Source organism: Paenibacillus sp. oral taxon 786 str. D14 (assembly GCF_000159955.1).
In the GTDB taxonomy this organism is placed as follows: domain Bacteria; phylum Bacillota; class Bacilli; order Paenibacillales; family Paenibacillaceae; genus Fontibacillus; species Fontibacillus phoenicis.
In genome coordinates, this window is record NZ_GG695974.1 from 191,590 (window position 1) to 212,825 (window position 21,236).

At 55.5% G+C, this 21,236-nt stretch carries 16 protein-coding genes; 12 read left to right on the plus strand and 4 right to left on the minus strand.

Annotation, left to right across the window (positions count from 1 at the left end; genetic code table 11):
• The first annotated feature begins 47 nt into the window (after positions 1-47).
• The 7 genes from POTG_RS09470 to POTG_RS09500 all read left to right on the plus strand — a co-directional run bounded on the left by POTG_RS09470 (position 48) and on the right by POTG_RS09500 (position 10,591).
• Positions 48-2,543, plus strand: coding sequence for a beta-mannosidase (locus POTG_RS09470; RefSeq protein ID WP_009224614.1), 2,496 nt, complete (start codon positions 48-50; stop codon positions 2,541-2,543).
• A gap of 152 nt (positions 2,544-2,695) precedes the next feature.
• On the plus strand, positions 2,696-3,982 hold the full coding sequence (locus POTG_RS09475) for an alpha-L-fucosidase (RefSeq protein WP_009224615.1): 1,287 nt from the start codon (positions 2,696-2,698) through the stop codon (positions 3,980-3,982).
• Positions 3,983-4,620: 638 nt separating this feature from the next.
• Complete coding sequence (locus POTG_RS09480; protein ID WP_009224616.1) at positions 4,621-4,842, plus strand: ATP-binding protein; 222 nt, start codon at positions 4,621-4,623, stop codon at positions 4,840-4,842.
• Positions 4,839-6,017 carry a PstS family phosphate ABC transporter substrate-binding protein gene (locus POTG_RS09485; protein ID WP_009224617.1) on the plus strand — a complete coding sequence of 393 codons (1,179 nt, stop codon included), beginning with the start codon at positions 4,839-4,841 and terminating at the stop codon, positions 6,015-6,017. The genes POTG_RS09480 and POTG_RS09485 overlap by 4 nt, the downstream gene beginning before the upstream one ends.
• A gap of 125 nt (positions 6,018-6,142) precedes the next feature.
• A complete protein-coding gene (htpG, locus tag POTG_RS09490) occupies positions 6,143-8,023 on the plus strand; it encodes a molecular chaperone HtpG (RefSeq protein WP_009224618.1) in 1,881 nt (626 codons plus the stop codon).
• 93 nt (positions 8,024-8,116) lie between these two features.
• Positions 8,117-9,598, plus strand: coding sequence for an aminotransferase-like domain-containing protein (locus tag POTG_RS09495; protein WP_009224619.1), 1,482 nt, complete (start codon positions 8,117-8,119; stop codon positions 9,596-9,598).
• A 57-nt stretch (positions 9,599-9,655) separates the two neighbouring features.
• Positions 9,656-10,591 (plus strand): D-alanine--D-alanine ligase, encoded by a 936-nt coding sequence (locus tag POTG_RS09500; protein ID WP_009224620.1) that lies wholly within the window; start codon positions 9,656-9,658, stop codon positions 10,589-10,591.
• A 56-nt stretch (positions 10,592-10,647) separates the two neighbouring features.
• Here the strand turns inward: POTG_RS09500 and ald are convergent, their stop codons facing one another.
• Entirely contained in the window at positions 10,648-11,781 is a 1,134-nt protein-coding gene (ald, locus tag POTG_RS09505) for an alanine dehydrogenase (protein WP_009224621.1), read from the minus strand.
• Between the two features lie 103 nt (positions 11,782-11,884).
• Positions 11,885-13,132, minus strand: coding sequence for a PucR family transcriptional regulator (locus POTG_RS09510; protein WP_009224622.1), 1,248 nt, complete (start codon positions 13,130-13,132; stop codon positions 11,885-11,887).
• A 159-nt stretch (positions 13,133-13,291) separates the two neighbouring features.
• On the opposite strand from POTG_RS09510, the gene alr reads away from it, so the two are divergent.
• The 3 genes from alr (at position 13,292) to POTG_RS09525 (ending at position 17,012) form a co-directional block, all read left to right on the plus strand.
• Complete coding sequence (gene alr, locus POTG_RS09515; protein ID WP_009224623.1) at positions 13,292-14,467, plus strand: alanine racemase; 1,176 nt, start codon at positions 13,292-13,294, stop codon at positions 14,465-14,467.
• A gap of 238 nt (positions 14,468-14,705) precedes the next feature.
• Positions 14,706-15,638 (plus strand): aldo/keto reductase, encoded by a 933-nt coding sequence (locus POTG_RS09520; RefSeq protein ID WP_009224624.1) that lies wholly within the window; start codon positions 14,706-14,708, stop codon positions 15,636-15,638.
• A gap of 6 nt (positions 15,639-15,644) precedes the next feature.
• Positions 15,645-17,012 (plus strand): MATE family efflux transporter, encoded by a 1,368-nt coding sequence (locus POTG_RS09525; protein ID WP_009224625.1) that lies wholly within the window; start codon positions 15,645-15,647, stop codon positions 17,010-17,012.
• An 83-nt stretch (positions 17,013-17,095) separates the two neighbouring features.
• On the opposite strand, the gene POTG_RS09530 is transcribed toward POTG_RS09525, so the two are convergent.
• Both POTG_RS09530 and POTG_RS09535 read right to left on the minus strand, forming a co-directional pair.
• Positions 17,096-18,031, minus strand: coding sequence for an S-layer homology domain-containing protein (locus POTG_RS09530; RefSeq protein ID WP_009224626.1), 936 nt, complete (start codon positions 18,029-18,031; stop codon positions 17,096-17,098).
• 188 nt (positions 18,032-18,219) lie between these two features.
• Positions 18,220-19,002 (minus strand): Cof-type HAD-IIB family hydrolase, encoded by a 783-nt coding sequence (locus POTG_RS09535; RefSeq protein ID WP_009224627.1) that lies wholly within the window; start codon positions 19,000-19,002, stop codon positions 18,220-18,222.
• A 198-nt stretch (positions 19,003-19,200) separates the two neighbouring features.
• Here POTG_RS09535 and POTG_RS09540 point away from each other — a divergent pair, with 198 nt between their 5' ends.
• Positions 19,201-20,160, plus strand: coding sequence for an alpha/beta fold hydrolase (locus POTG_RS09540; RefSeq protein WP_009224628.1), 960 nt, complete (start codon positions 19,201-19,203; stop codon positions 20,158-20,160).
• 66 nt (positions 20,161-20,226) lie between these two features.
• The coding region (locus tag POTG_RS09545; protein ID WP_036644901.1) for an amidohydrolase family protein at positions 20,227-21,236 on the plus strand (1,010 nt) is incomplete at its 3' end.

Consider the following 21,236-nt stretch of genomic DNA (forward strand, 5'->3'; position numbering starts at 1 on the left):
CAATCAAACCATGGTCAGGATAAAAAAGTACATGAGGAGGCAAAACAATGCTGCTTGTCGACTTGGGCGGAGCTTGGCGGATGAAACGGCTGGACCAGACGGAATGGCTCCCGGGAACCGTGCCGGGTTCGGTTTATTATGATTTGTTGAATGCCGGACAAATGCCGGACCCGTATTACCGCGATCAGGAGTACGAGGTACTGGAGCTTTCGAAATACGATTATGAATATGAACGGACCTTTCAGGTGGACGAGCCCACGTTGGACCATGACCGGGTGGTGCTGCTTTGCGAGGGGGTGGATACCCTGGCTGAGGTGTACTTGAATGGGACGCTCATTCTGAACGCAGACAATATGCACCGGACGTACGAAGTTGACATCAAATCGCAGCTGATTCTCGGGGAAAATCACATTCACGTGATTTTGCGTTCGCCGGTTGAATACGTGCTGCGCAAGCAGGCGGAACGGCCGCTGATCGGCTGTGCTGACGCCGTGCCGGGGATTTCCCATCTGCGTAAGGCGCATTCGATGTTCGGCTGGGATTGGGGGCCGCAGCTGCCAGACCTCGGGATCTGGAGGGACATGACCATCCGCGGTTACGATCGTTCCCGGATCGAAGATGTGTACATCACGCAAACCCACGAGCCCGGCAAGGTCAGCTTGGATGTACGCGTGCGGACGGATAGCTGGGCGGAAGGGAACCGGGAGATCACGGTCCGCGTAACCAGTCCGTCGGGCCATGTGCTGGAAACCCAGGTTTCGGAGCAAAATGAGCAATCCACCGCTAGGGCAAATGGCACTCTCCGAGAGCGGCATATTCCGGTAGAGATCCTAAATCCGGAGCTGTGGTGGCCCAACGGGCTCGGCGAGCAGCCGCTATACGAAGTGGAGGTTGTGCTTAGCGAGCAAGGCCGGGAGCTGGACCGGCACGACCTGCGCATCGGCCTGCGCACCCTGACGGTGCTGCAGGAAGAAGACGAATGGGGCGAATCGTTCCAGTTTGTCGTGAACGGGATTCCGTTCTTTTCCATGGGGGCGGATTATGTTCCTGAGGACAACATCTTTCCGCGGCGCAGCCGAGAGCGGACAGAACACCTGATCCGCAGCTGTGCTGAAGCCAACTTTAATACGATCCGCGTCTGGGGCGGGGGACATTATCCGGAGGATTATTTTTACGATTTATGTGATGAATACGGGATCGTGGTGTGGCAGGACCATATGTACGCGTGTGGCGTCTATGAGTTGACCGAGGAATTCAAGGCGAACATCACGCAGGAGACGATCGACAATATGAAGCGGCTGCGCCATCACGCTTCGCTGGGGCTTTGGTGCGGGAACAACGAGCAGGAGATGGCCTGGGATGAGTGGAATTGGGCGGAGCAAACCTCGCTGCAACTGCAAGCGGACTACATCAAGATGTATGAGGTGCTGCTGCCGGAGATCGCGAAGGAAATCGATCCGAATACGTTCTACTGGCGGGCCTCGCCGTCCTCGAAGGGGAGCTTCGACAAGCCGAATGACGAAAATTACGGGGACATGCATTACTGGGATGTGTGGCACGGCAAGAAGCCTTTCACCGCCTACCGCACCATCTACCCGCGTTACATGTCGGAGTTCGGGCTGCAGTCATTCCCGTCGCTGAAGACGGTGGAGACGTTTACGCTGCCGGAGGACCGGAATATTTTCTCTTATGTAATGGAATCTCATCAGAAAAACGGGACGGGGAACGAAAAAATCCTCTACTACATCGGGGAAACGTACCGTTATCCCAAGGATTTCTCGTCCCTGCTGTATGCCTCCCAACTGGTTCAAGCCGAAGGCATGCGTTGCGGAGTCGAGCATTGGCGTCGCAACCGCGGCCGCTGCATGGGGGCATTGTACTGGCAGCTCAACGACATTTGGCCGGTAGCCTCTTGGTCGAGCATCGATTACTACGGCAGATGGAAGGCGCTGCAATATGAGGCCAAGCGCTTCTTTGCTCCCGTGTTGGCGTCGGCCTGCGAGGAAGGTACACGAGTCGCCTTGCACGTATCTAACGAAAGCAAGCAGACCGCGAAGGGCAAGCTGGTCTGGACGCTGCGGAATGCCTGCTCCGAAGTGCTTCGGCAGGGAGAACGGGCGGCGGAAGTCGCTCCGTTTACCAGCGTGGAGCTGGAGCAGCTTGATTTTGCCGGAGAGCTGGACACCAAAGCGAAGCTGCGGAGCACCTATCTCGAATATGCTTGGGAGGAAGACGGAGAGATCGTCAGCGGCGGCACGGTCCTGTTCGTCAAAGCGAAGCATTTCGAATTCGCCAATCCGAACATCCAAGCCGTGATCACGGAGGCGGAAGACCGCTTTACGATCACGCTGACCGCAGAAGCGTATGCTCGGTTCGTAGAGCTGGATTTTACGGGGCTGGACGCCATCTTTAGCGACAATTATTTCGATTTGTCCGGCGGATCGAAGAAGACGGTCACCATCGCCAAATCGACTCTGAGCCGTCCGGCGGCATTAACCGAGCTGCAAGAGCGGCTCACGGTTCGCAGCGTGTTTGATATCTAAACCGCAGAAGATAAACGGGGGTGTTCCTTAGGGGCCCCCCTTTTTAAGCAGATGATCTTCAAAATGACATATCCGTCGTAAAAACAACATATTTACCCCTCATGCTGCAATCGCCTATCGTTAGGAGGAACAAGCATAGAGGGGGAATAGCGATGTTACCATGGTTTGAAGACGCCAAGCTGGGGATCTTTATCCATTACGGGATTTACGCGGTTGACGGTGTTTCCGAATCTTGGTCCTTTCATAACGGCGTGATCTCGTATGAGGATTACATGAAACAATTGGACGGGTTCACAGCTTCCCGGTTTGATGCCGACCACTGGGCGGAATTGATCGAGAAGTCCGGGGCGAAGTACGCGGTGTTGACGACGAAACATCATGACGGCGTAGCGCTGTTTGATACCCAGTACAGTGATTTGAGCGTGGTCAAGCGAACGCCGGCCAAACGTGACATCGTTAAAGAGTATGCCGAAGCGATAAAGAAACGGGGAATTCGACTAGGTTTGTACTATTCGTTAATCGACTGGTCCCATCCAGACTATCCTAGCGTGTATCCAGGCGGTGCTGTGCCTGAGGATCTAAGCCAGGTTAACCGTTTCTCGGAACCGCTGGACGGTAAACAGGACGAGGCGAAGTGGCAGAGGTTCTTGCAGTTTAATCGTCATCAGCTGAGCGAACTATTAACGAAATATGGCAAGGTTGATTTGCTCTGGTTCGACGGGGATTGGGAACGAAGTGCTGAGCAATGGGGATTGCCGGAGTTTAAGGAGTTTTTGCTGTCTTTTAACCCCGATCTGATCATCAACTCACGCCTAGCCGGTCACGGGGATTATAAAACGCCGGAGCAAGGGCTGCCGATCACAAGACCCGAAGGACCTTGGGAGTTCTGTACGACGATTAATTCGTCTTGGGGCTATCAACACAATGATCATAAATATAAATCGTTAAATCAAATTATCCGTATGTTCTGCGACTGCATCTCTATGGGCGGCAACATGTTGTTAAATATCGGTCCCCGCGAGGACGGAACGATCGATCCGAGACAAGCTGTCATTTTGCTTGGGTTAGGCGATTGGATACGCGCGCATGAAGAAGCCGTGTATGGAACTGTCGAAGGGATCATGACCCGCTATTGGTTAGGCGGAAGCACGTTAACGAAAGATCGGAAGACGTTATATCTGTTCGTTTACGATGACCCGAAGGAAAGCGTCTGCCTCAAGGGCTTATGTAATCCGATTCAAAAAGTGACCGTGCTCCATTCGGGCAAAGAACTGAAACATGAAATTCATGGCGGTGTGCCCTGGTTTAATATCCCGGGAACGACGTGGATCTATTTAACGCCGGAGGATTGTCATGAGCATGTTACCGTTCTGAAGCTGGAGTTTGCTGAGCCAGTCGAAATGTACGGCGGTTCGGGTGCGGTTGTCACCCATAACTAGAGTAAGGAGAAGCATTGAGCGTATGTCGGTCGGCAGGTCCAGGCCTGTCGTCCGGGCCCGTTTTACAGGATTATCCCGTTTGATCAGAAGATAGGCAAAAGGTAAGATCGTACCCCTCCGACCAAAGCCGACGCAGGTTGTCCGCCCTTTCCTCAAGACCTCCAGGCAATCCTCCTTGTTAGCAAAATCGTCTGCAAAATGGTGGAAACCGATTCCACCGTTACCTCCAAAGTCCTTTCCTCTCTCGTGAGAAAAATAGGTACATATCGTTTGTCTGGACGATTTATCGCAAACATATGCTCATCTTTTTACCTCATTGGGCCCCCTGACCAAAGGGGATAATCCTGCAAAGAAGGGGAAAAGAGGGGCCCGCATCTTTCCCCACTCATTGGAGCCATTTGACGATGCGGGTGGACAGCCATTGGCAGAGCAGGGCTATGAGATATTGCTCAGCCACAAGCCCAGACTCATCGGCAGGCGGCGGACATGCCAAAGATGCATTTTAGTCCATGTTTTGTTGTCAGAGAAAATTTGTTGTCAGAGAAAAAGGGTTTATAGAGAGATACATGGAATTAAAGTTTTATACATACTTTGTTTGTTCTGAAAAGCGGTCACCGAGAAGGATTTGTTCATCAGCTATGCACAAAACGAGCGGGTTATCCGAGTACCTTGCGATATCCAAGCCGGTTGGCGATAAGCAGGAGCCTACCAATCTCGAGGTGACTTTCTCCTACCAGGCGATTCTTTCGTTCGGCGGCACGGTGAGCGTGCAAAGCGCACCCGGAGCGGGGACGAAGTTTACGATTAGCTTGCCGATCTATAACTGTGAGGAAGAAGCAAAGGGGATGAATGAAGGATGAACAAATCCGTCGGAGAGCTTGCGGCCAAAATTGTGCTCTGTGTCCTGTTGTCTAGTGTGATTTTATTCTTAGGATTTTTTGCCGGTTTAATCGTGTCATTCTCCGGCGGAGCGGTGTTCTATACGCCTTTGGTGCTGGTTGCGGCGGCCGTGTTGGTCGTCTTTCTGGCTTTCTTTATGTTCTTGCCGGAGCGGCACCGTCGCAAGTTGTATTTCTCGCTGCTTGCCGTCGTGATCTTGGGCGGCTTGACAACAGGGGGATACGAGATTCGCAAAGCTTACCACAACAGCATTCCGGTCGTCAGCGACCAGGAGGTAGATATGAGGCCGTATCGGCCGTTTGCGGACACGGGGAAGCTGGCCGTGCTGCCGGAACCGTCCAAATTGACATTAACGGAGGATTTACCGCGGCTTGACGGAGCAACGGCACTTTATCCTCTGTATGGAGCGTTTGCGCAGGCCGTATATCCGCGCCAGGATTATGATCTCTACGACAGCGAGGTCATGGTGAATACGACACCTGTGGCTTATAAGAATTTAATCGAAGGCCGGGCGGATATCATTTTCGCCGCCGCGCCGTCGGAGGGGCAAATAGCCGCCGCCCGCAAGGAAGGGAAGGAATTAAAGCTCACCCCGATCGGCCGTGAGGCGTTTGTCTTTTTCGTGAATGCGTCGAATCCGGTAACCGGGTTAACGACGGAGCAGATCCGCGGGATCTACTCGGGGGAAATTACCCGATGGAGTGAAGTGGGGGGCCGCGAAGAGCGGATCCGCGCGTTTCAGCGTCCGGAGGATAGCGGAAGCCAGACGATGCTGATACGGGTGATGGACGGACGGGAGCTCGCCAAACCGCCCAAGGAGAATGTGGCCTCCGGGATGGGTGGCATCATTTCGCGGACCGCGGATTACCGCAACTACAAAAACGCACTGGGCTATTCGTTCTTGTTTTATGCCACCGAGATGGTGAAAAACGGGAATATCCGCCTGTTGGCCATCGACGGCGTGAAGCCGGAACGAGCGACGATTGCCAGCGGCGAATATCCGTTTGCGGCCGAGTTTTACGCGGTAACGGCGGGCAGTGACAATCCGAACGTGGAGAAGCTGATCGAATGGATTCGCTCCCCGCAAGGGCAGTATTTAGTGGAGCAAACGGGCTATACGCCGCTCGCCCCCTAGGATGTATTGACACTCGAATTGGGGATCGATAAACTAAAAACTAGGAATTAGCACTCTTCCTTGTAGAGTGCTAATATGTTGTAAGACAAGTTCCCCCATGGGGTGAAAGGAAGGAGATCCGATTCATGGCGAAAAAGCAGTTTAAAGCAGAATCTAAACGACTGCTGGAAATGATGATCAACTCGATTTACACACAGCGGGAAATTTTTCTGCGTGAGCTGATTTCGAACGCCAGCGATGCCATTGATAAGATTTATTATCGGGCGTTAACGGATGACAAGCTGGTATTTAACAAGGACGACTATTTTATTAAGATTAAGCCGGATAAAGCAAACCGCACCTTGACGATTTCCGATACCGGGATCGGCATGACCAAGGAAGAGCTGGAGAAGCACCTGGGGACTATCGCCAACAGCGGTTCGTATGCGTTTAAGAACGAAAATGAACTGAAGGATGGTCATAACATTATCGGGCAGTTTGGTGTCGGCTTCTATTCCGCATTTATGGTCGCCGACGTGGTTACCGTGATCAGCCGGGCGCTGGGTTCGGACGAGGCCTACAAATGGGAGTCCAAAGGGGCGGACGGCTACACGATCGAACCGTGTGAGAAGGAAACGGTGGGTACGGATATTATTTTGAAGATCAAAGAAAACTCCGAAGACGACCAATATGACGAATACCTCGAGGAATACCGTCTGAAGTCGATTATCAAGAAATATTCGGATTTCATCCGTTATCCGATCAAGATGGACGTCACGAGCAGCCGGCCGAAGGAAGGCAGCGAAGGCGAATACGAGACGTACACCGAAGAGCAAACCATCAACAGCATGGTGCCGATCTGGCGCAAGAACAAATCCGAACTGACGGAAGAGGATTATGTCAACTTTTACATGGAGAAGCGCTACGGGTTCGATAAACCGGTATCGCATATCCATATCAAGGCTGACGGCGCGGTCGTGTACAATGCGATTTTGTATATTCCGGAGAAGACGCCGTTTGACTATTACACCAAGGAATACGAAAAAGGGCTGGAGCTCTACTCCAACGGCGTGCTGATCATGAATAAGTGCCCGGATCTGCTGCCGGACTATTTCAGCTTTGTCAAAGGGATGGTCGATTCCGAGGATCTGTCGCTCAACATTTCTCGGGAAATGCTGCAGCATGACCGCCAGTTGAAGTTGATTGCGAAGAACATCCAAAGCAAGATCAAGAGCCAGCTGCAAACGCTGCTGAAGGAAGACCGTGAGAAATACGAGAAGTTCTACGCTTCGTTTGGCCGCCAGCTGAAGTTTGGCGTGTACAACGACTACGGCATCAACAAGGACGTGCTGCAGGATCTGCTGCTGTTCACTTCGTCCAAGGAGAAGAAGCTTGTTACGCTGGATGAATACGTCTCCCGCATGCCGGAAGACCAGAAGTATATTTATTATGCTGCCGGTGAATCGGTAGAACGGCTGGAGAAGCTGCCGCAAACCGAGCTGGTGCTGGATAAAGGATACGAGATCCTGTATTTCACCGACGACATTGACGAGTTCGCGATCAAGATGATCATGAAATACAAGGATAAGGAATTCAAATCGGTATCGAGCGGTGATTTGGGCATCGAAGCCGAGAATTCCGAAGATAAGGCGAATACGGATGAGAACAAGGAATTGTTCGCCGCAATGAAGGACCTGCTGGCGGGCAAGGTGAAGGAAGTTAAAGCGTCCAAACGTCTGAAATCCCATCCGGTCTGCTTGTCGACGGAAGGTGAGCTGACGATCGAGATGGAAAAGGTACTGAACTCGATGCCAGGCTCGAACGGCCAGTCGGTTAAAGCCGAAAAAGTGCTGGAGATCAACGTGAACCACGACGTCTTCCAGTCGCTGAAGAAGGCTTACGAGAGCGACAAAGAGAAGCTGGCCTTGTACACGAACCTGCTGTACAATCAGGCGCTGCTGATTGAAGGGCTGCCAATCAACGATCCAGTTGAATTTACGAACGATATTTGCAAAGTGATGGTGTAAGCGGAAGAACCACCTTCCTCCGAAAAATGCGGGAGGGTGGTTCTTTTATTTTTGGCCTGGAATATGCCATCATGAGGGTGGGGGCGATACAGGGTGTTTCATGAATTTAAGCTTGTGGCGGAAACGCCGGTTTACGTGCAGGTGAAAAATTATATCAAACGACTAATGATGCAAGGCGCTTTGCAGGCCGGGCAACGGCTTCCCTCAACACGGGAACTGTCGGAACTGCTGGGCGTCAGCCGGGGCAGTATCATTGCTGCCTATGAAGCCTTGCAGGATGAGGGGCTAGTGTATGCTGTCACGGGGAAAGGGAACTTCGTCGCCGAGGCCTCTGCACCAAGCGGGCAGGCGGTCCCCACCTGGCGGATGGATTGGCGCGAGCGGATGAATCGGCAAGCCCGGCTGTCCGTGGAGCTCGACCATATGAAACGCAGCAGTCCCGGCCTGCGGGCGGCGAAAGGCGCCATTTTGTTTACGAGCATCGCCCCTGACGAGGAGCTGTTTGATCTGGAGAACGTCAAACGCGCATTCTTGGATCGGATGGCGGTGGAAGGCCGCGTCTTATTGAACTATGGATACGCTAAAGGATATAAACCACTTATCGATTATTTGCTGAACTATATGGAACGTAAAGGCGTGGATCTGCAAGGCAAGGATTTGCTGATCACCAGCGGCTTTACGGAAGGGCTGGACATCTTGTTGTCAGCCCTTGGGCGGGATGGCAGTGCGGGCGGACGCATGTTATGCGAAAACCCAACGCACCAAACCGCGATCAAAAATTTGCGGCGGCACGGGTTCGAGATCACCGGGATTCCGATGGAGCCGGACGGCCTGGACCTGGCAGCGCTGGAGCGCGAGCTGAAGACGCAGGCTTTTGACGGCGCGTTCCTCGTTCCTTCCTATCATAACCCAACCGGGATCGTGACGTCCGCTGAGAAACGGCTGGCGATACTAGAGCTGCTCGGCCGCTACCGGGTGCCGGTGATCGAGGATGGATTTAATGAGGAGCTGAGGTATTCCGGCTCCCACGTCGCGCCGTTGATTGCGATGGCAGGGCAGGGGAACGGCGTGGTGTATTTGGGAAGTTTCTCGAAGGTGCTGTTCCCGGGGATTCGTGTCGGCTGGATCTTAGCAGACCGGAAGCTGATCGAGGTGCTGGAAAGCGTCAAACGGGCGCGCAGCATTCATACCTCAACGTTGGACCAATCCCTGCTGTATCAATACTTGCTGAACGGGAATCTCGAAAAATATCTGAAACGGGCCAGGGCCGAATATCGGCGGAAGTACGAATGGACGAAGGCCTGCTGCGAGCAGTACGTGCCATTCTCCCGGTTGTCGGGCAGCGGCGGGTTACATTTGTTCCTGGAGTTTCCGGAGGAGTTCGATACGTGGAAGCTGCTCGAGCTTTGCGCGGATCAGGGCGTCCTCTTTACTCCGGGGGATATGTTCTACGTTGACGGCGGAGGACGGAACACGATGCGAATTGGTTTTTCGCGGGTATCCGAGGAAGACATCGAAAAGGGGATTCGCCTGATCGGTGATACGGCTACAAAGCTGTTAGGAGATCAGAGTTAGCAACGGGGTAGTTAGGTGCTGCATGGACTTAAACAACGGGTGAAGGAGAGAAACAGGATGAAGGTAGGCGTAATTATGGGCGGCGTCTCCTCGGAGCGCGAGGTCTCGCTGATGACGGGGAAGGAAATCGTGGGGAAGCTGGACCCCAATAAATATGAAGTGGTGCCGATTGAGCTGACGAAGCGGGAGGAGTTGATCGACCGGGTGCGGGGCATCGACTTCGCTTTGCTGGCGCTGCATGGCGCGTTTGGCGAGGACGGTACAGTGCAGGGCGTTCTGGAGACGATGGGCATCCCGTACTCGGGCAGCGGCGTGTTGTCCAGCAGCTTATGCATGGATAAGAATCTGACGAAGAGGCTGCTGCAGACTGAAGGGATTGCGACGCCGGACGGGGCCTATCTGGAGCGGGCCATGTTCGCGGACGGAACGTGGGAACCCAAGATGGCGGGGCTCGCGTATCCGCTGTTCGTCAAGCCGAATGCAGGAGGCTCCAGCATCGGCGTCCAGCGCGTCGACCGGCCGGAGTTGTTGCGCGGTGCGCTGGAGGAGGCGTTCCGCTGGGGCGAGTCTGTGCTCGTCGAGTCCATGGTGTCCGGCCAGGAAATCACCTGCCCGATCCTGGACGGGGAGCTGCTTCCGGTGCTGGGCATCCGGGCGGCCAATGGAGCGGAGTGGTTTGACTACGAAGCCAAATACAGCGACGGCGGGGCGGAGGAGAAGCCGATCACGCTGCCTCCCGACGAAGAGACGCGGGTACGGGCGGCAGCACTGGCGTGTTATCGGCTGCTGCAATGCCGCGTTTATGCCCGGGTCGATATGATTCTCAAGGACGGTGTCCCTTACGTGCTGGAGGTAAATACGCTGCCGGGGATGACGGCGAACAGCCTGCTGCCGCGCAGCGCCGCTGCTGCTGGCATCAGTTACAGCGAACTGCTCGACCGGATCATCGAGCTGTCGCTGGCCGAGCGAGGGAGCGGCGTTGCTGCCACATAAAATAAGAGACCCGCTGGTTGCGGATCTCTTGCTCTTGTTGAATGCGGCGAAATCGCCTAGTTAACTGGGGAACTGGGCAGCTCCAGCGCTTGCTCAACAGGCACATACTCGTAGTGAAGGTCCCGGGCAACAGAGGCGTACGTAATCGCACCAGCGGCGACGTTAACGCCTTTGCGCAGAGCTGCCCGTTCACTGAGCGCCGTGTAAAGGCCCTTCGAGGCGATCTCCAGCGCATAAGGCAGCGTAGCGTTGGCCAGCGCCAGCGTAGAGGTGCGCGGTACGGCGCCCGGCATGTTCGCCACGGCGTAATGCACGACGCCATGCTTCACATAGGTCGGATCGGAATGGGTCGTGATCCGGTCGACCGTTTCGAAGATGCCGCCCTGGTCGATGGCCACGTCCACGATGACCGAGCCGGGGCGCATCGCCTTCACCATGCTTTCGGTGACCAGCTTTGGCGCCTTGGCACCGGGGATCAGCACCGCGCCGATCACCAGGTCGGATTCAGCAACCGCCTCGGCGATGTGCTGCGGATTCGACATCAGCGTCTGCACGCTGGCGCCAAAGATGTCCTCCAGCTGCCGCAGGCGATCCGGATTCAGATCGATGATCGTCACGTCGGCGCCTAGGCCGATCGCCACTCGGGCTGCGTTCGTGCCAACGACGCCTCCGCCGATGATCGTCACTTTGCCGCGCTTCACGCCAGGCACACCGCCGAGCAGGATGCCTTTGCCGCCGTGCGGCTTCTCCAGGAACTGCGCCCCGATTTGCACGGACATCCGACCGGCAACCTCGCTCATTGGCGTCAACAGCGGCAGCGTTTTGTTCACTTCAACCGTTTCATACGCGATGGCGGTCACACCTTGATCTTTTAACGCTTGCGTCAGTTCCGGTTCCGGCGCCAGATGCAAATACGTGAACAGGATCAGACCTGGACGGAAAAAGCCATACTCCGACGGCTGCGGCTCCTTCACCTTCATCACCAGATCGGCCGACCAGGCTTCGGCGGCGCTGCCGACCACCTTGGCCCCGGCGGCCGCATATTCCGTATCCTCAAAGCCGCTGCCAGCACCCGCCTGGGTCTCGATCCATACCGAGTGACCTGCTTTCACCAGCGAATAGGCGCCCGATGGGGTCAGGGCAACTCGATTCTCATTATTTTTGATTTCTTTGGGGACTCCAATGATCATGCTGTAACCTCCTCTGTCAAACGATCTGACATCAGTATAGGACAGGAGCTGTGATTTTTGTTTGTGGCGATATGAGAAAAAAGACAGCCCGCATTGTGAAATTTCACAATGCGTTGCTGCCGCCGAAACGTTCGGCTTTGAGTTCCAAATATAAGGTTACTTTCTGCTCCATGCTGGTTAAGTCGATCCGGCCGATTTCAGCGATTCGCTTCAGCCGGTAATTCAGGGTATTCGCATGAACATGCAGGGCTTCGGCGGCTGTCTTCGCATTGCTGTCATGCGCCAAAAACACCTCCAGCGTGTGCACCAGCTCGCTGTGATGCTCCTGATCGTAGGCCCGCAGCCGGGCCAGTTGGCTGCCCGCGCGGCCATGCCGCTGAAGCTCCTCCCAGATTCGGGGAAGATACCGGTAATACCCGAGATCGCTATATATCACGAGATCTCCGGTCTCCTTGGGAAACCGCTGCTTCACCTCAAGCAGGAGCAGCGCTTCGCGGTAGCTGTCTTCCAGCCGTCCGTATTCGCTGTAGAGACATCCGCTGGCCAATCCTAGGAAATGCGGCGAAAAATAGGTGCGCAAATTCTGCTGAAGCAGCCCCAGCTGGCTGGCGACTCCATCCTTAGTATCCGCCGTTATCGGCGCAAATAACAAAATCAGCTGATTTTTATTGATGGCGTGCAGCACGATCCGGCTATAAGCGGAGAGGGGAGCGCATTTCTCCAGCGCCTGCCGCTGCCACGATTCCTTCACTTCGGCGGCAAACTGCAGGACGACCACATGGAATTGCGGAGGGAGTGTGATCCCGATCCGCTGGGCTTTATCCCGAATCAGGGTTTCATTGGATAGATGCCCGGTCAGCAGCTGCCAGAAAAAATCGCGATGCGCCTCTTCCTCCTTATGGCGCTGCAGCTGCCATTGGGCCATTTTGGTGCGGGCGGCTTGGGCCGCCTTGGCGAATAACGCCATTTCCCGTTCTGAAAAAGGCCTCTCCGCCTCCAGCACCCAAATAAAGCCGACAACCCGGGAGCCCAAACGGATCGCCGTTGCAACGCGGCCGCTAAGCCCCACCTCTTGAATCGGAGCGACGCGAATCGGCGCTTCGCTCTCCAATAGGCGAGGCATAACGCCGTCCCGCCAGAGACTGCCAATGATCTGATCGGGCACCCGGCGCCCGACGATGGTGGCCAGCCGCGCCGCGTCGGTCTCTGGCTCGTGCGAGCTGTAGGCAACCAGCCGATGGTTGGCGTCTTCGATCGTGACCGGACGGCCCAGCACGTCGCTGATCTTCTCCGCGAGCAATTCCAGATTGTCGGAGTATGGCTCGAAAATATCGTCTTGATCTTGGCTCATAGGCGAGCGTCACCTCCGATGCGGTATGGTTTGTGAAGCCGCACTAGGATCATGCCGTTTTTTTGGGGTAGGAAGACAAACCCCGGCAGGAGCGGCTCAATTATACTTAATTTCAAGATGCTTCATGCTGATTATTGATTAGGAAAGAGGTATTCCACGATGACAACGATGCAATCGAGGGTCTCTACCCCTACCGGCTATCGGGAAACTTGGGCGGAAGTGTCGCTGGACGCCATCGCCCACAATACGGGGCTCTTCCGTAAGCAAATCGCCGAGGGCTGCCGGCTGATGGCCGTAGTCAAAGCGAACGGCTACGGACACGGAGCGGTGCAAGCGGCGCAAGCCGCCATCCATGCCGGCGCCGATTGTCTCGGTGTTGCCCTCGTTGATGAGGCGCTGCAGCTGCGAGCGGCCGGTATATCACAACCTATTCTAGTGCTCGGCTACACGCCACCGTTTGGCGTCGAAGCGGCGGTTCGGCAGGGCATCACCTTGACGGTGGATACCCAGGAAGTCCTGCAGGAGACGATCGCTTGCGCCAAAAAGCAAGGGTGCGCGGCGCGCATCCACTTGAAGGTGGATACCGGGATGTCCCGGATCGGCTTATCTACCACCCGGGCGGTGATTGAGCTCGCTGAACTTGCGGCAGCCGCTGCGCCCTTCGTCATCCTTGAAGGCGTGTTTACCCATTTCGCTGATGCGGATGGACCTGACCCGGCGTATACGTTGGAGCAATTCGCCCGGTTCCAGGCTTGCCTCGATGCCCTTGAGGCCCACGGCCTGCATGTGCCGATCAAGCACTGCTGCAATAGTGCCGCCACGATGCGGTTCCCGCAAATGCACCTGGATCTGGTTCGCATCGGGATCGCACTCTACGGGCTATATCCTTCGGCGCAGCTGCGTTTGCCGGAATATCCTTTGCAGCAGGCGATGCAGCTCAAGACGAAAATCGCTTCGCTGCGGCGGATCAAGCCGGGCCAAACCGTCGGCTACGGCCGGACGTACCGGGCAGCCGAGGAGCGGCTGATCGCCACCGTGCCCATCGGATACGCCGACGGGCTGTCGCGGACGCTCTCAAACCGAGGGTTTGCGCTCGTTCGCGGGCATCGGGTTCCGATCATCGGCCGAGTTTGCATGGACCAGACGATGTTGGATGTCACCGATGTAGAGAGCGTACAAGCGGGAGAGGAGGTCATCCTCTTCGGCGGAACGGGCGAAGCGGCGTCGATATCGATTGACGAGGTCGCCGATTGGATTGGAACAATCAACTATGAGGTCGTTTGTCAGCTCGGAGTCCGAGTTCCGCGCGTTTACCCTCAAAACTTAAATATGTAAGATTAGGTATCATGCTTATGGCATCATAATCCAAGGTGCCGGTTTTCGTAAAGAGGGTTTTTGCGGTATTTTCCGTAAAAACCTCTTTTATGTCATATATCTTAACGTTGCGTGCGGGAAGGTTTCAAGTAGAGTGGGAATGATCCGGATTACTCCTTGCGCGGCTTACATGATCCGGTCTAGAATTGGGGCATGAGTTCCTTTATTTAAAATCCAAACATCGCAGGAGCGTGAGAGGATGAAGTACAGAAGGTACGGAACGACCGGCAAGCAGGTGTCGGAAATCGGCTTTGGCGCTTGGCAGCTCGGCAATAAGCAGGATTGGGCAGCAATGGAGGATGATGAGGCCATTCGCCTCGTACATGAGGCGTTGGACCTTGGCGTGAATTTTTTTGATACCGCTCCCAATTACGGTCAAGGCAAAAGCGAGGTCTTACTCGGCAAAGCGCTGGAACGAAAACGGGATAAAGCGGTCATCAATACGAAGTTCGGTCATTCCCCGGAAGGGACCGATTATTCCGCATCTCAGATCCGCAATTCGGTGGAACGCAGCCTGACGCGGCTGCAAACCGATTATTTGGACTCCGTATTGATCCACAACCCGCCGTTTGATTATCTGGACGGCAAGTACGGCCACTATCAGGTGCTGGAGGATCTGAAAGCGGAAGGGAAAATCCTGGCGTACGGCGTGTCCGTCGATTCCAGCCGTGAGATGTTGGAGGCGCTGGAGCATTCCCGGCTTGGCGTAATGGAAGTGATGTTTAACATCTTTTATCAGGAAACGGCGCAGGCATTCCAGGCGGCGAAGGAGAAGGATGTCGCGCTCATTATTAAGGTGCCGCTGGATTCCGGCTGGTTGTCGGGGAAATACGACGGCAACAGCTCGTTCTCCGGCGTTCGCAGCCGTTGGTCTCCGGAAGTGATTCAGACCCGCGCGAAGCTGGTGGAGCAAATTCGCTTCCTGGAAGATGAGCAAACGACGATGACGATGGCGGCGCTGCGCTTTATTCTGGCTTATCCCGAGGTGACGACGGTGATCCCCGGCGTCCGAAGCAGCGCCCAGCTCCGTGAAAATGTGGCTGCAAGTGACGCGGTCCTGCCGGACGAATCGCTGCGAAAACTGCAAGAGCTTTGGGAACGGGAAATCCGCTATAAATCGCTGGGCTGGTAAGTACAAATGAAATTTATGGTGCAGGATAAGGCATTTTATCGCAGCTTCTTCAGACTGACTCTGGTAATTGCTTTGCAAAACATCATTTCCTTTGGCGTCAACTTATCGGATAATATCATGCTTGGCGGTTACAGCGAATCGGCCTTATCCGGAGTAGCTCTGGCCAACCAGATCCAGTTCCTGCTGCAAATGCTCGTGATGGGCGTAGGGGAGGGCGTCGTCATCCTGTCGTCACGGGCATGGGGCGCGCGGGACATGGGGACCATCAAGCGGGTGGCCAGCATCGGGATGCGCCTGGCGCTGCTACTAGCGTTGCTGCTGTGGCTGGCGGTGTTCTTGTTCCCGCACGGATGCCTGTCTTTATTCACCAACGAGGACAGCGTCATCGCTGAAGGGGCCAAATATTTACGGATTATCGGCTTCTCCTATCTCTTTTTTGCGGCAACCAATCTGCTGCTGGCTTCCCTGCGCAGCGTGGAAACGGTCAGAGTTGGATTTATCCTCTCCGTATCGACATTACTGATCAACGTCTGCCTGAACTATTTGCTGATTTACGGGCATTTCGGCTTTCCGGCTTGGGGCGTGCGCGGCTCGGCCGCAGCGACGTTAACGGCCCGGATCATCGAGCTGGCCATCGTGGTGGGATATCTCAAGCGGGTGGATCGCAAAATCCGGTTCGCGCTGCGGGACTTCTTCCAATTTGACCGGGGCACGTTCAAGCAATACCTTAGCATGGGCTCCCCAATCCTGATGTCTAATGCCCTCTGGGGGCTGGCCATGGCGGTACAGTCCGGGATCTTGGGGCATATGGGGGAAGCAGCGATCGCCGCGAACAGCATCGCCACGACGGTCTTCCAAATCGTGTCGGTCGTCACGTACGCTTCGGCCAGTGCAACGGCCGTCATCATCGGGAAGACGATTGGCGCCGGACATCCGGAGAAAATCAAGCCATACGCCCAAACGCTGCAGGTGCTTTATGTGATCATCGGTTTGGGGACGGGGGCGGTGCTCTTCTTGATCAAAGACATGGTACTGGGATTTTATGCCATATCCCCGGCATCGAAGGATCTGGCCCTGCAGTTTATGACGGTGCTCTCCATTACGGCGGTAGGCACGGCTTACCAAATGCCGGCGCTGACGGGAATTGTGCGCAGCGGGGGAGATACGAAATTTGTGTTGTACAACGATTTTATCTTCATGTGGCTGATCGTGTTGCCTTCCGCCTTTCTATGCGCTGCGGTGTTGGGGTTATCGCCGCTGCTGACGTTTATCTGTCTTAAATCCGATCAGATTCTGAAATGCTTGGTGGCGATCGTGAAGGTGAATCGCTATCGGTGGATTCGGACGTTTGGAAACCCGGAGCCTCGAGCATAAACTCCACATAACAAAGAAAGGACCGCGATCGTCCGGCTGCTGCCGGACCCATGCGGTCCTTTCTTTTTTTCATATCATGCGGGTTATTTCGATTGGGCGCCCAGCACCGGCTGGTATCCGGCCGGAATGTACGTGACGGCCTTCACCTCGGAAATGACCTGAGGATAAAATTGTCCTGGCTGAGGCTCTACGACGCGATAGTCGATGATCGCCTTGCCGTCTTTAAAGGAGATATTCGACACTTCCAGGCCGTAGCCCGGATGCGGCGCCATCGCCGTGATCTTCACTTTCGTCACGTCACTGGTGATTTTGTCTGTGCTCACTCCAAAATCGTACAGGCCGGGAATCGGGTTCACAATCGGCTCATTGTCTTTGATAAATTGCAGCGTCCGGTCAAGCATGCCTGCGGCTTCACTGCGGGAGATCGGTTGCTTTGGTCCGAAGTTGCCCTTCTTATCCAGGGTGACGATTTTGGCTTTCAGAAGCGCTTGAATGCTGTTCATATAGTCTTTGTTGATTTGCTTCTCATCATTGATGGACAAATATTGCATCGTAAACGCGTATTCGCCCTTCGTGCTCAGCGCTTTGAACAGCCAGTGGCTGAATTGCTCCTTCGTCACTTTGGCGGCCGGGTTGATGTCCTTCGGAATGTCCAGCCCGTAGTAGTTCGCGATCACGAAGGCTTCGGAATACCAAGCGTTATCTTTCACCTTGGTGTAATAGTTGCTGGCTTTTGGCAATTGGATGAACCGGACCGTATCGAAGTTGAGATCCAGCGTTTTCACGATCAGAGAGACGGCTGCAGCACCCGTCAGCTTCTGGGCCGGGTAGTAACGACCGTGAAGGCCGCCTTTAATGATCCCCAGCTTCTCCAGGCGTTCGATCGCCTTCTGCTCCTTGTCGCCTTTAATGTCGCTGAAAGCTGAGGCCGTACCGCCAAACATCATCGTGAACGCGATGACCATTAGCAGCGTCAGCTTTGAAAGTTTAGAGAAAGAGAACGTTCTGTTCCGTTTCATTCGTCAAGTCCCTCCTGGAAACAGTAATGAGTTAAACGAATCAGATCCGCCGGCTGCTCTGCTCTTGCGCAGCGTCCGGCGAGGCTTTGGGTATCATTTCCCTCCTTCCGGATTCAGTTTGGTTTAACCCTTTGACGCAGGAAGGGCTGCAGATGTTTCAAAGAATCTCCCATTTTTTGCGAAAAGTCTCAGTTAATCAGTCCCGCATAACGCAGCCCCTGACGGATACCGCCCTCATCCACGGCAGCCGTGACATAATCGGCATAAGGCAGCAGCTCCGGATAGGAATTGCCCATGGCGATCCCCAAACCTACTTCCTGCAGCATTTCCTTATCATTCAAACCGTCCCCGAAGGCTACAGCAGCGGACAGGGGGATGCCGAGACGCTCCAGCATGGCTGCGATGCCTACCGCCTTGGAGCCGCCGCGGAGCGTCACATCCATCGCTTTCGGGTGCCAACGGATCAGACGCAAGTCCTCGAATTGCCCATCGTACAGCGCTTCGTCCTGCTCCTCACAATGCAGAAAGGCTTGATACACCGGGGATTTGCTCCAAAATTCCGGATCGAATCCCGGATGCTCGACCTTCAGGGAATTAATGGATTCCACGACAAAGGGGTGAGCCTCGGTATTGGCGCAGTAGCGTTCATGCCCCTGAAACACCAGCGGATGCTGATGACGTCCGGCCAGCTCGACGAGCTTCCGGAGACTTTGCGCGGGCAGGGGCCGCTGGAGCAGCGGCTCGCCCCGGTAGACGACGTAAGCGCCGTTCAGACTGACGAAGGATTCGATGCCCAGCAGCTTGGCGATCGGTTCAAAAAAATACGGCGCCCGCCCGGTCGCAATGACCGGCTCGATACCGTTTGCTTTTAATTCAGCGATGGCCTGGATTGTATCCTGAGGGACTTGCTTGTCCTCGTTCAGCAGCGTGCCGTCGAGATCAAAGAAGACGATTTTGTAGTTGTTGTTCATCTGTATGGCTCCTATCCGTTCGTTTTTTTTATCTTCATCTATAAAAATAGTGTACCATGGGCACGCAAACTGGTCATACTTCTCCTTCCTCTTGTATAGAAAGCGTTGTCAAGCTATACTGTGAGCGATGGCCCGGCAACTGCTACAGTTCAGCCGGACGGTAAAATTAGACCCTATTGTGGAGAGAGGAAGAGGTCAATGCCGGTTATCGACAAGCCTTTGGACGAGTTACGCAAGTACAAAGGAATGAACCCGAAGCTGCCGGATTTCGACGCTTATTGGGAGGTCGCGCTGCGGGAAATGCGCGCGGTTGATCCGCAGGTGCGATTGGAAAAGGCCGAATATCAGCTGCCGGGTGTGGAATGTTATCATCTTTATTTTACCGGGGTAAAGGGAGCCCGCATCCATGCGCAATACGTGCGTCCGGCTAAATCGGATGGCCCGGCGCCGGCCGTGATCCTGTTCCACGGTTATTCCGGGAATGCCGGGGACTGGACCGAGAAGCTGGGGTACGCCTCGCTGGGCTTCCATGTCTTTGCGATGGACTGCCGCGGCCAAGGCGGCAAATCGGAGGATGTCGGCGGAACGATCGGCAATACGCTGCAAGGCCACATCATCCGCGGGGTAGACGGGGATCCGCAAAATATGTTGTTCCGCCATATTTTCCTGGATGCCGTGCAATTGACGGGGATCGCGATGGATATGCCGGAGATCGACGAGAATCGCGTTGGCGTTACCGGTTGGTCGCAAGGCGGCGGGATCACGTTAGCTTGCGCAGCGCTGGAGCCGCGGGTTCGCCGGGCTGCTCCAGTTTATCCGTTCCTCTCCGATTACCGCCGGGTATGGGAGATGGATTTGGCCAAAAACGCATACGAGGAGCTGCGTTTGTATTTCCGCCGCTTCGATCCGCAGCATGAGCGGGAGGAGGAGCTGTTTGCCAAGCTAGGCTACATTGACGTGCACCATCTGGCCAGCCGCATTCAAGCCGAAGTGCTGATGGGCGTTGGATTGATGGACGAGATTTGTCCGCCGTCCACGCAATTTGCCGCATACAACGCGATTACTTCGCCGAAGAAGCTGGAAATCTACCCGGATTTCGGTCATGAAGGGCTGCCGGGAATGCACGATAAGATCGTTCAGTTTATGCTTGGGATGTAATGTAAGTCCGCCGTGAAAAAAAAGCAGGCACACAGGCCGACGGATAGGCAGAAAGGAGCGGTGTTCGTGACAGGCACGTTATTTATCAACGGGAGAATCCAAACGTTGGAGCAGAGCGGACTCTCCGAGAAAGAAGCGGATGCGATATACGTGGAGAATGGGCGCATTCGCGCCATCGGGAGGACGGCAGAGCTCAAGCTGCAGCTGGCGGGCCGGGCGGTGCGTACCGTCGACTGGGAAGGGGCCGTGGTGCTCCCCGGCTTAACCGACTCGCATATGCACCTGTCCATGCACGGCATGAAGCTCGCCATGCTTGATTTCAGCGGCGTCACTTCGAAGGAGGAGATGCTGCGCCTCGTGCGGGAGCGCGCTGCCGTGACGCCGCCCGGCGAGTGGATTCTCGGCTTGAATTGGGACGAGAATCGGTTCGTGCCTGCCGCTGCGCCAACGCTGGAGGAGCTGGATGCGGCCAGCGACCGCCATCCGATCTTCCTGACGCGCACCTGCTTCCATGCGTATCTGGCCAACTCCGAGGCGTTTCGCCGCGCGGGGATTACGGCGGATACGCCGGATCCGGAAGCTGGCGCTTACGGCAGAGACGAGGACGGCCGCTTAAACGGCTGGGTGTATGAGGAGGCGTCGGTGCCGTTCAACCGGGCGCAGCCCGAACCGGACTACGCCGCGAAGAAGGACGCCATCCGCCGCGCCTGGCTCGACGCGCTGCGCCTTGGGCTCACAGCTGCCCATACCGAGGACCTGCGGTTTCTAGGCAGCATCGAGACGATGCGGCGAATATGCCGCGAGCTGCGCGAGGAAGGGATCGCCTTCCGCACCCACCAGCTGCTGTACTATCCGTTCCTGGAGGAGGCGGAAGAGCTTGGGGTGCGGGCCGGCGACGGCGATGACTGGCTGCGCATCGGTGCGGTGAAGCTGTTCGCCGACGGAGCGATCGGCGGCCGCACCGCGCTGCTAAAGCAGCCGTACAGCGATGCGCCGCACACCCGGGGCATGGCGATCCATCCGGAGGAGCGGCTCGCCGAGATCGTGCGCGAGGCGCGGCGGCAGGGCTTCCCGAT

What these genes read in the sequence shown, in the direction of transcription:
- POTG_RS09470 (WP_009224614.1), top strand. Translation starts at nt 48, where the DNA reads ATGCTGCTTGTCGACTTGGGCGGAGCTTGGCGGATGAAACGGCTGGAC.
- POTG_RS09475 (WP_009224615.1), top strand. Translation starts at nt 2,696, where the DNA reads ATGTTACCATGGTTTGAAGACGCCAAGCTGGGGATCTTTATCCATTAC.
- POTG_RS09480 (WP_009224616.1), top strand. Translation starts at nt 4,621, where the DNA reads ATGCACAAAACGAGCGGGTTATCCGAGTACCTTGCGATATCCAAGCCG.
- POTG_RS09485 (WP_009224617.1), top strand. Translation starts at nt 4,839, where the DNA reads ATGAACAAATCCGTCGGAGAGCTTGCGGCCAAAATTGTGCTCTGTGTC.
- htpG (WP_009224618.1), top strand. Translation starts at nt 6,143, where the DNA reads ATGGCGAAAAAGCAGTTTAAAGCAGAATCTAAACGACTGCTGGAAATG.
- POTG_RS09500 (WP_009224620.1), top strand. Translation starts at nt 9,656, where the DNA reads ATGAAGGTAGGCGTAATTATGGGCGGCGTCTCCTCGGAGCGCGAGGTC.
- ald (WP_009224621.1), bottom strand. Translation starts at nt 11,781, where the DNA reads ATGATCATTGGAGTCCCCAAAGAAATCAAAAATAATGAGAATCGAGTT.
- POTG_RS09510 (WP_009224622.1), bottom strand. Translation starts at nt 13,132, where the DNA reads ATGAGCCAAGATCAAGACGATATTTTCGAGCCATACTCCGACAATCTG.
- alr (WP_009224623.1), top strand. Translation starts at nt 13,292, where the DNA reads ATGACAACGATGCAATCGAGGGTCTCTACCCCTACCGGCTATCGGGAA.
- POTG_RS09520 (WP_009224624.1), top strand. Translation starts at nt 14,706, where the DNA reads ATGAAGTACAGAAGGTACGGAACGACCGGCAAGCAGGTGTCGGAAATC.
- POTG_RS09525 (WP_009224625.1), top strand. Translation starts at nt 15,645, where the DNA reads ATGAAATTTATGGTGCAGGATAAGGCATTTTATCGCAGCTTCTTCAGA.
- POTG_RS09530 (WP_009224626.1), bottom strand. Translation starts at nt 18,031, where the DNA reads ATGAAACGGAACAGAACGTTCTCTTTCTCTAAACTTTCAAAGCTGACG.
- POTG_RS09535 (WP_009224627.1), bottom strand. Translation starts at nt 19,002, where the DNA reads ATGAACAACAACTACAAAATCGTCTTCTTTGATCTCGACGGCACGCTG.
- POTG_RS09540 (WP_009224628.1), top strand. Translation starts at nt 19,201, where the DNA reads ATGCCGGTTATCGACAAGCCTTTGGACGAGTTACGCAAGTACAAAGGA.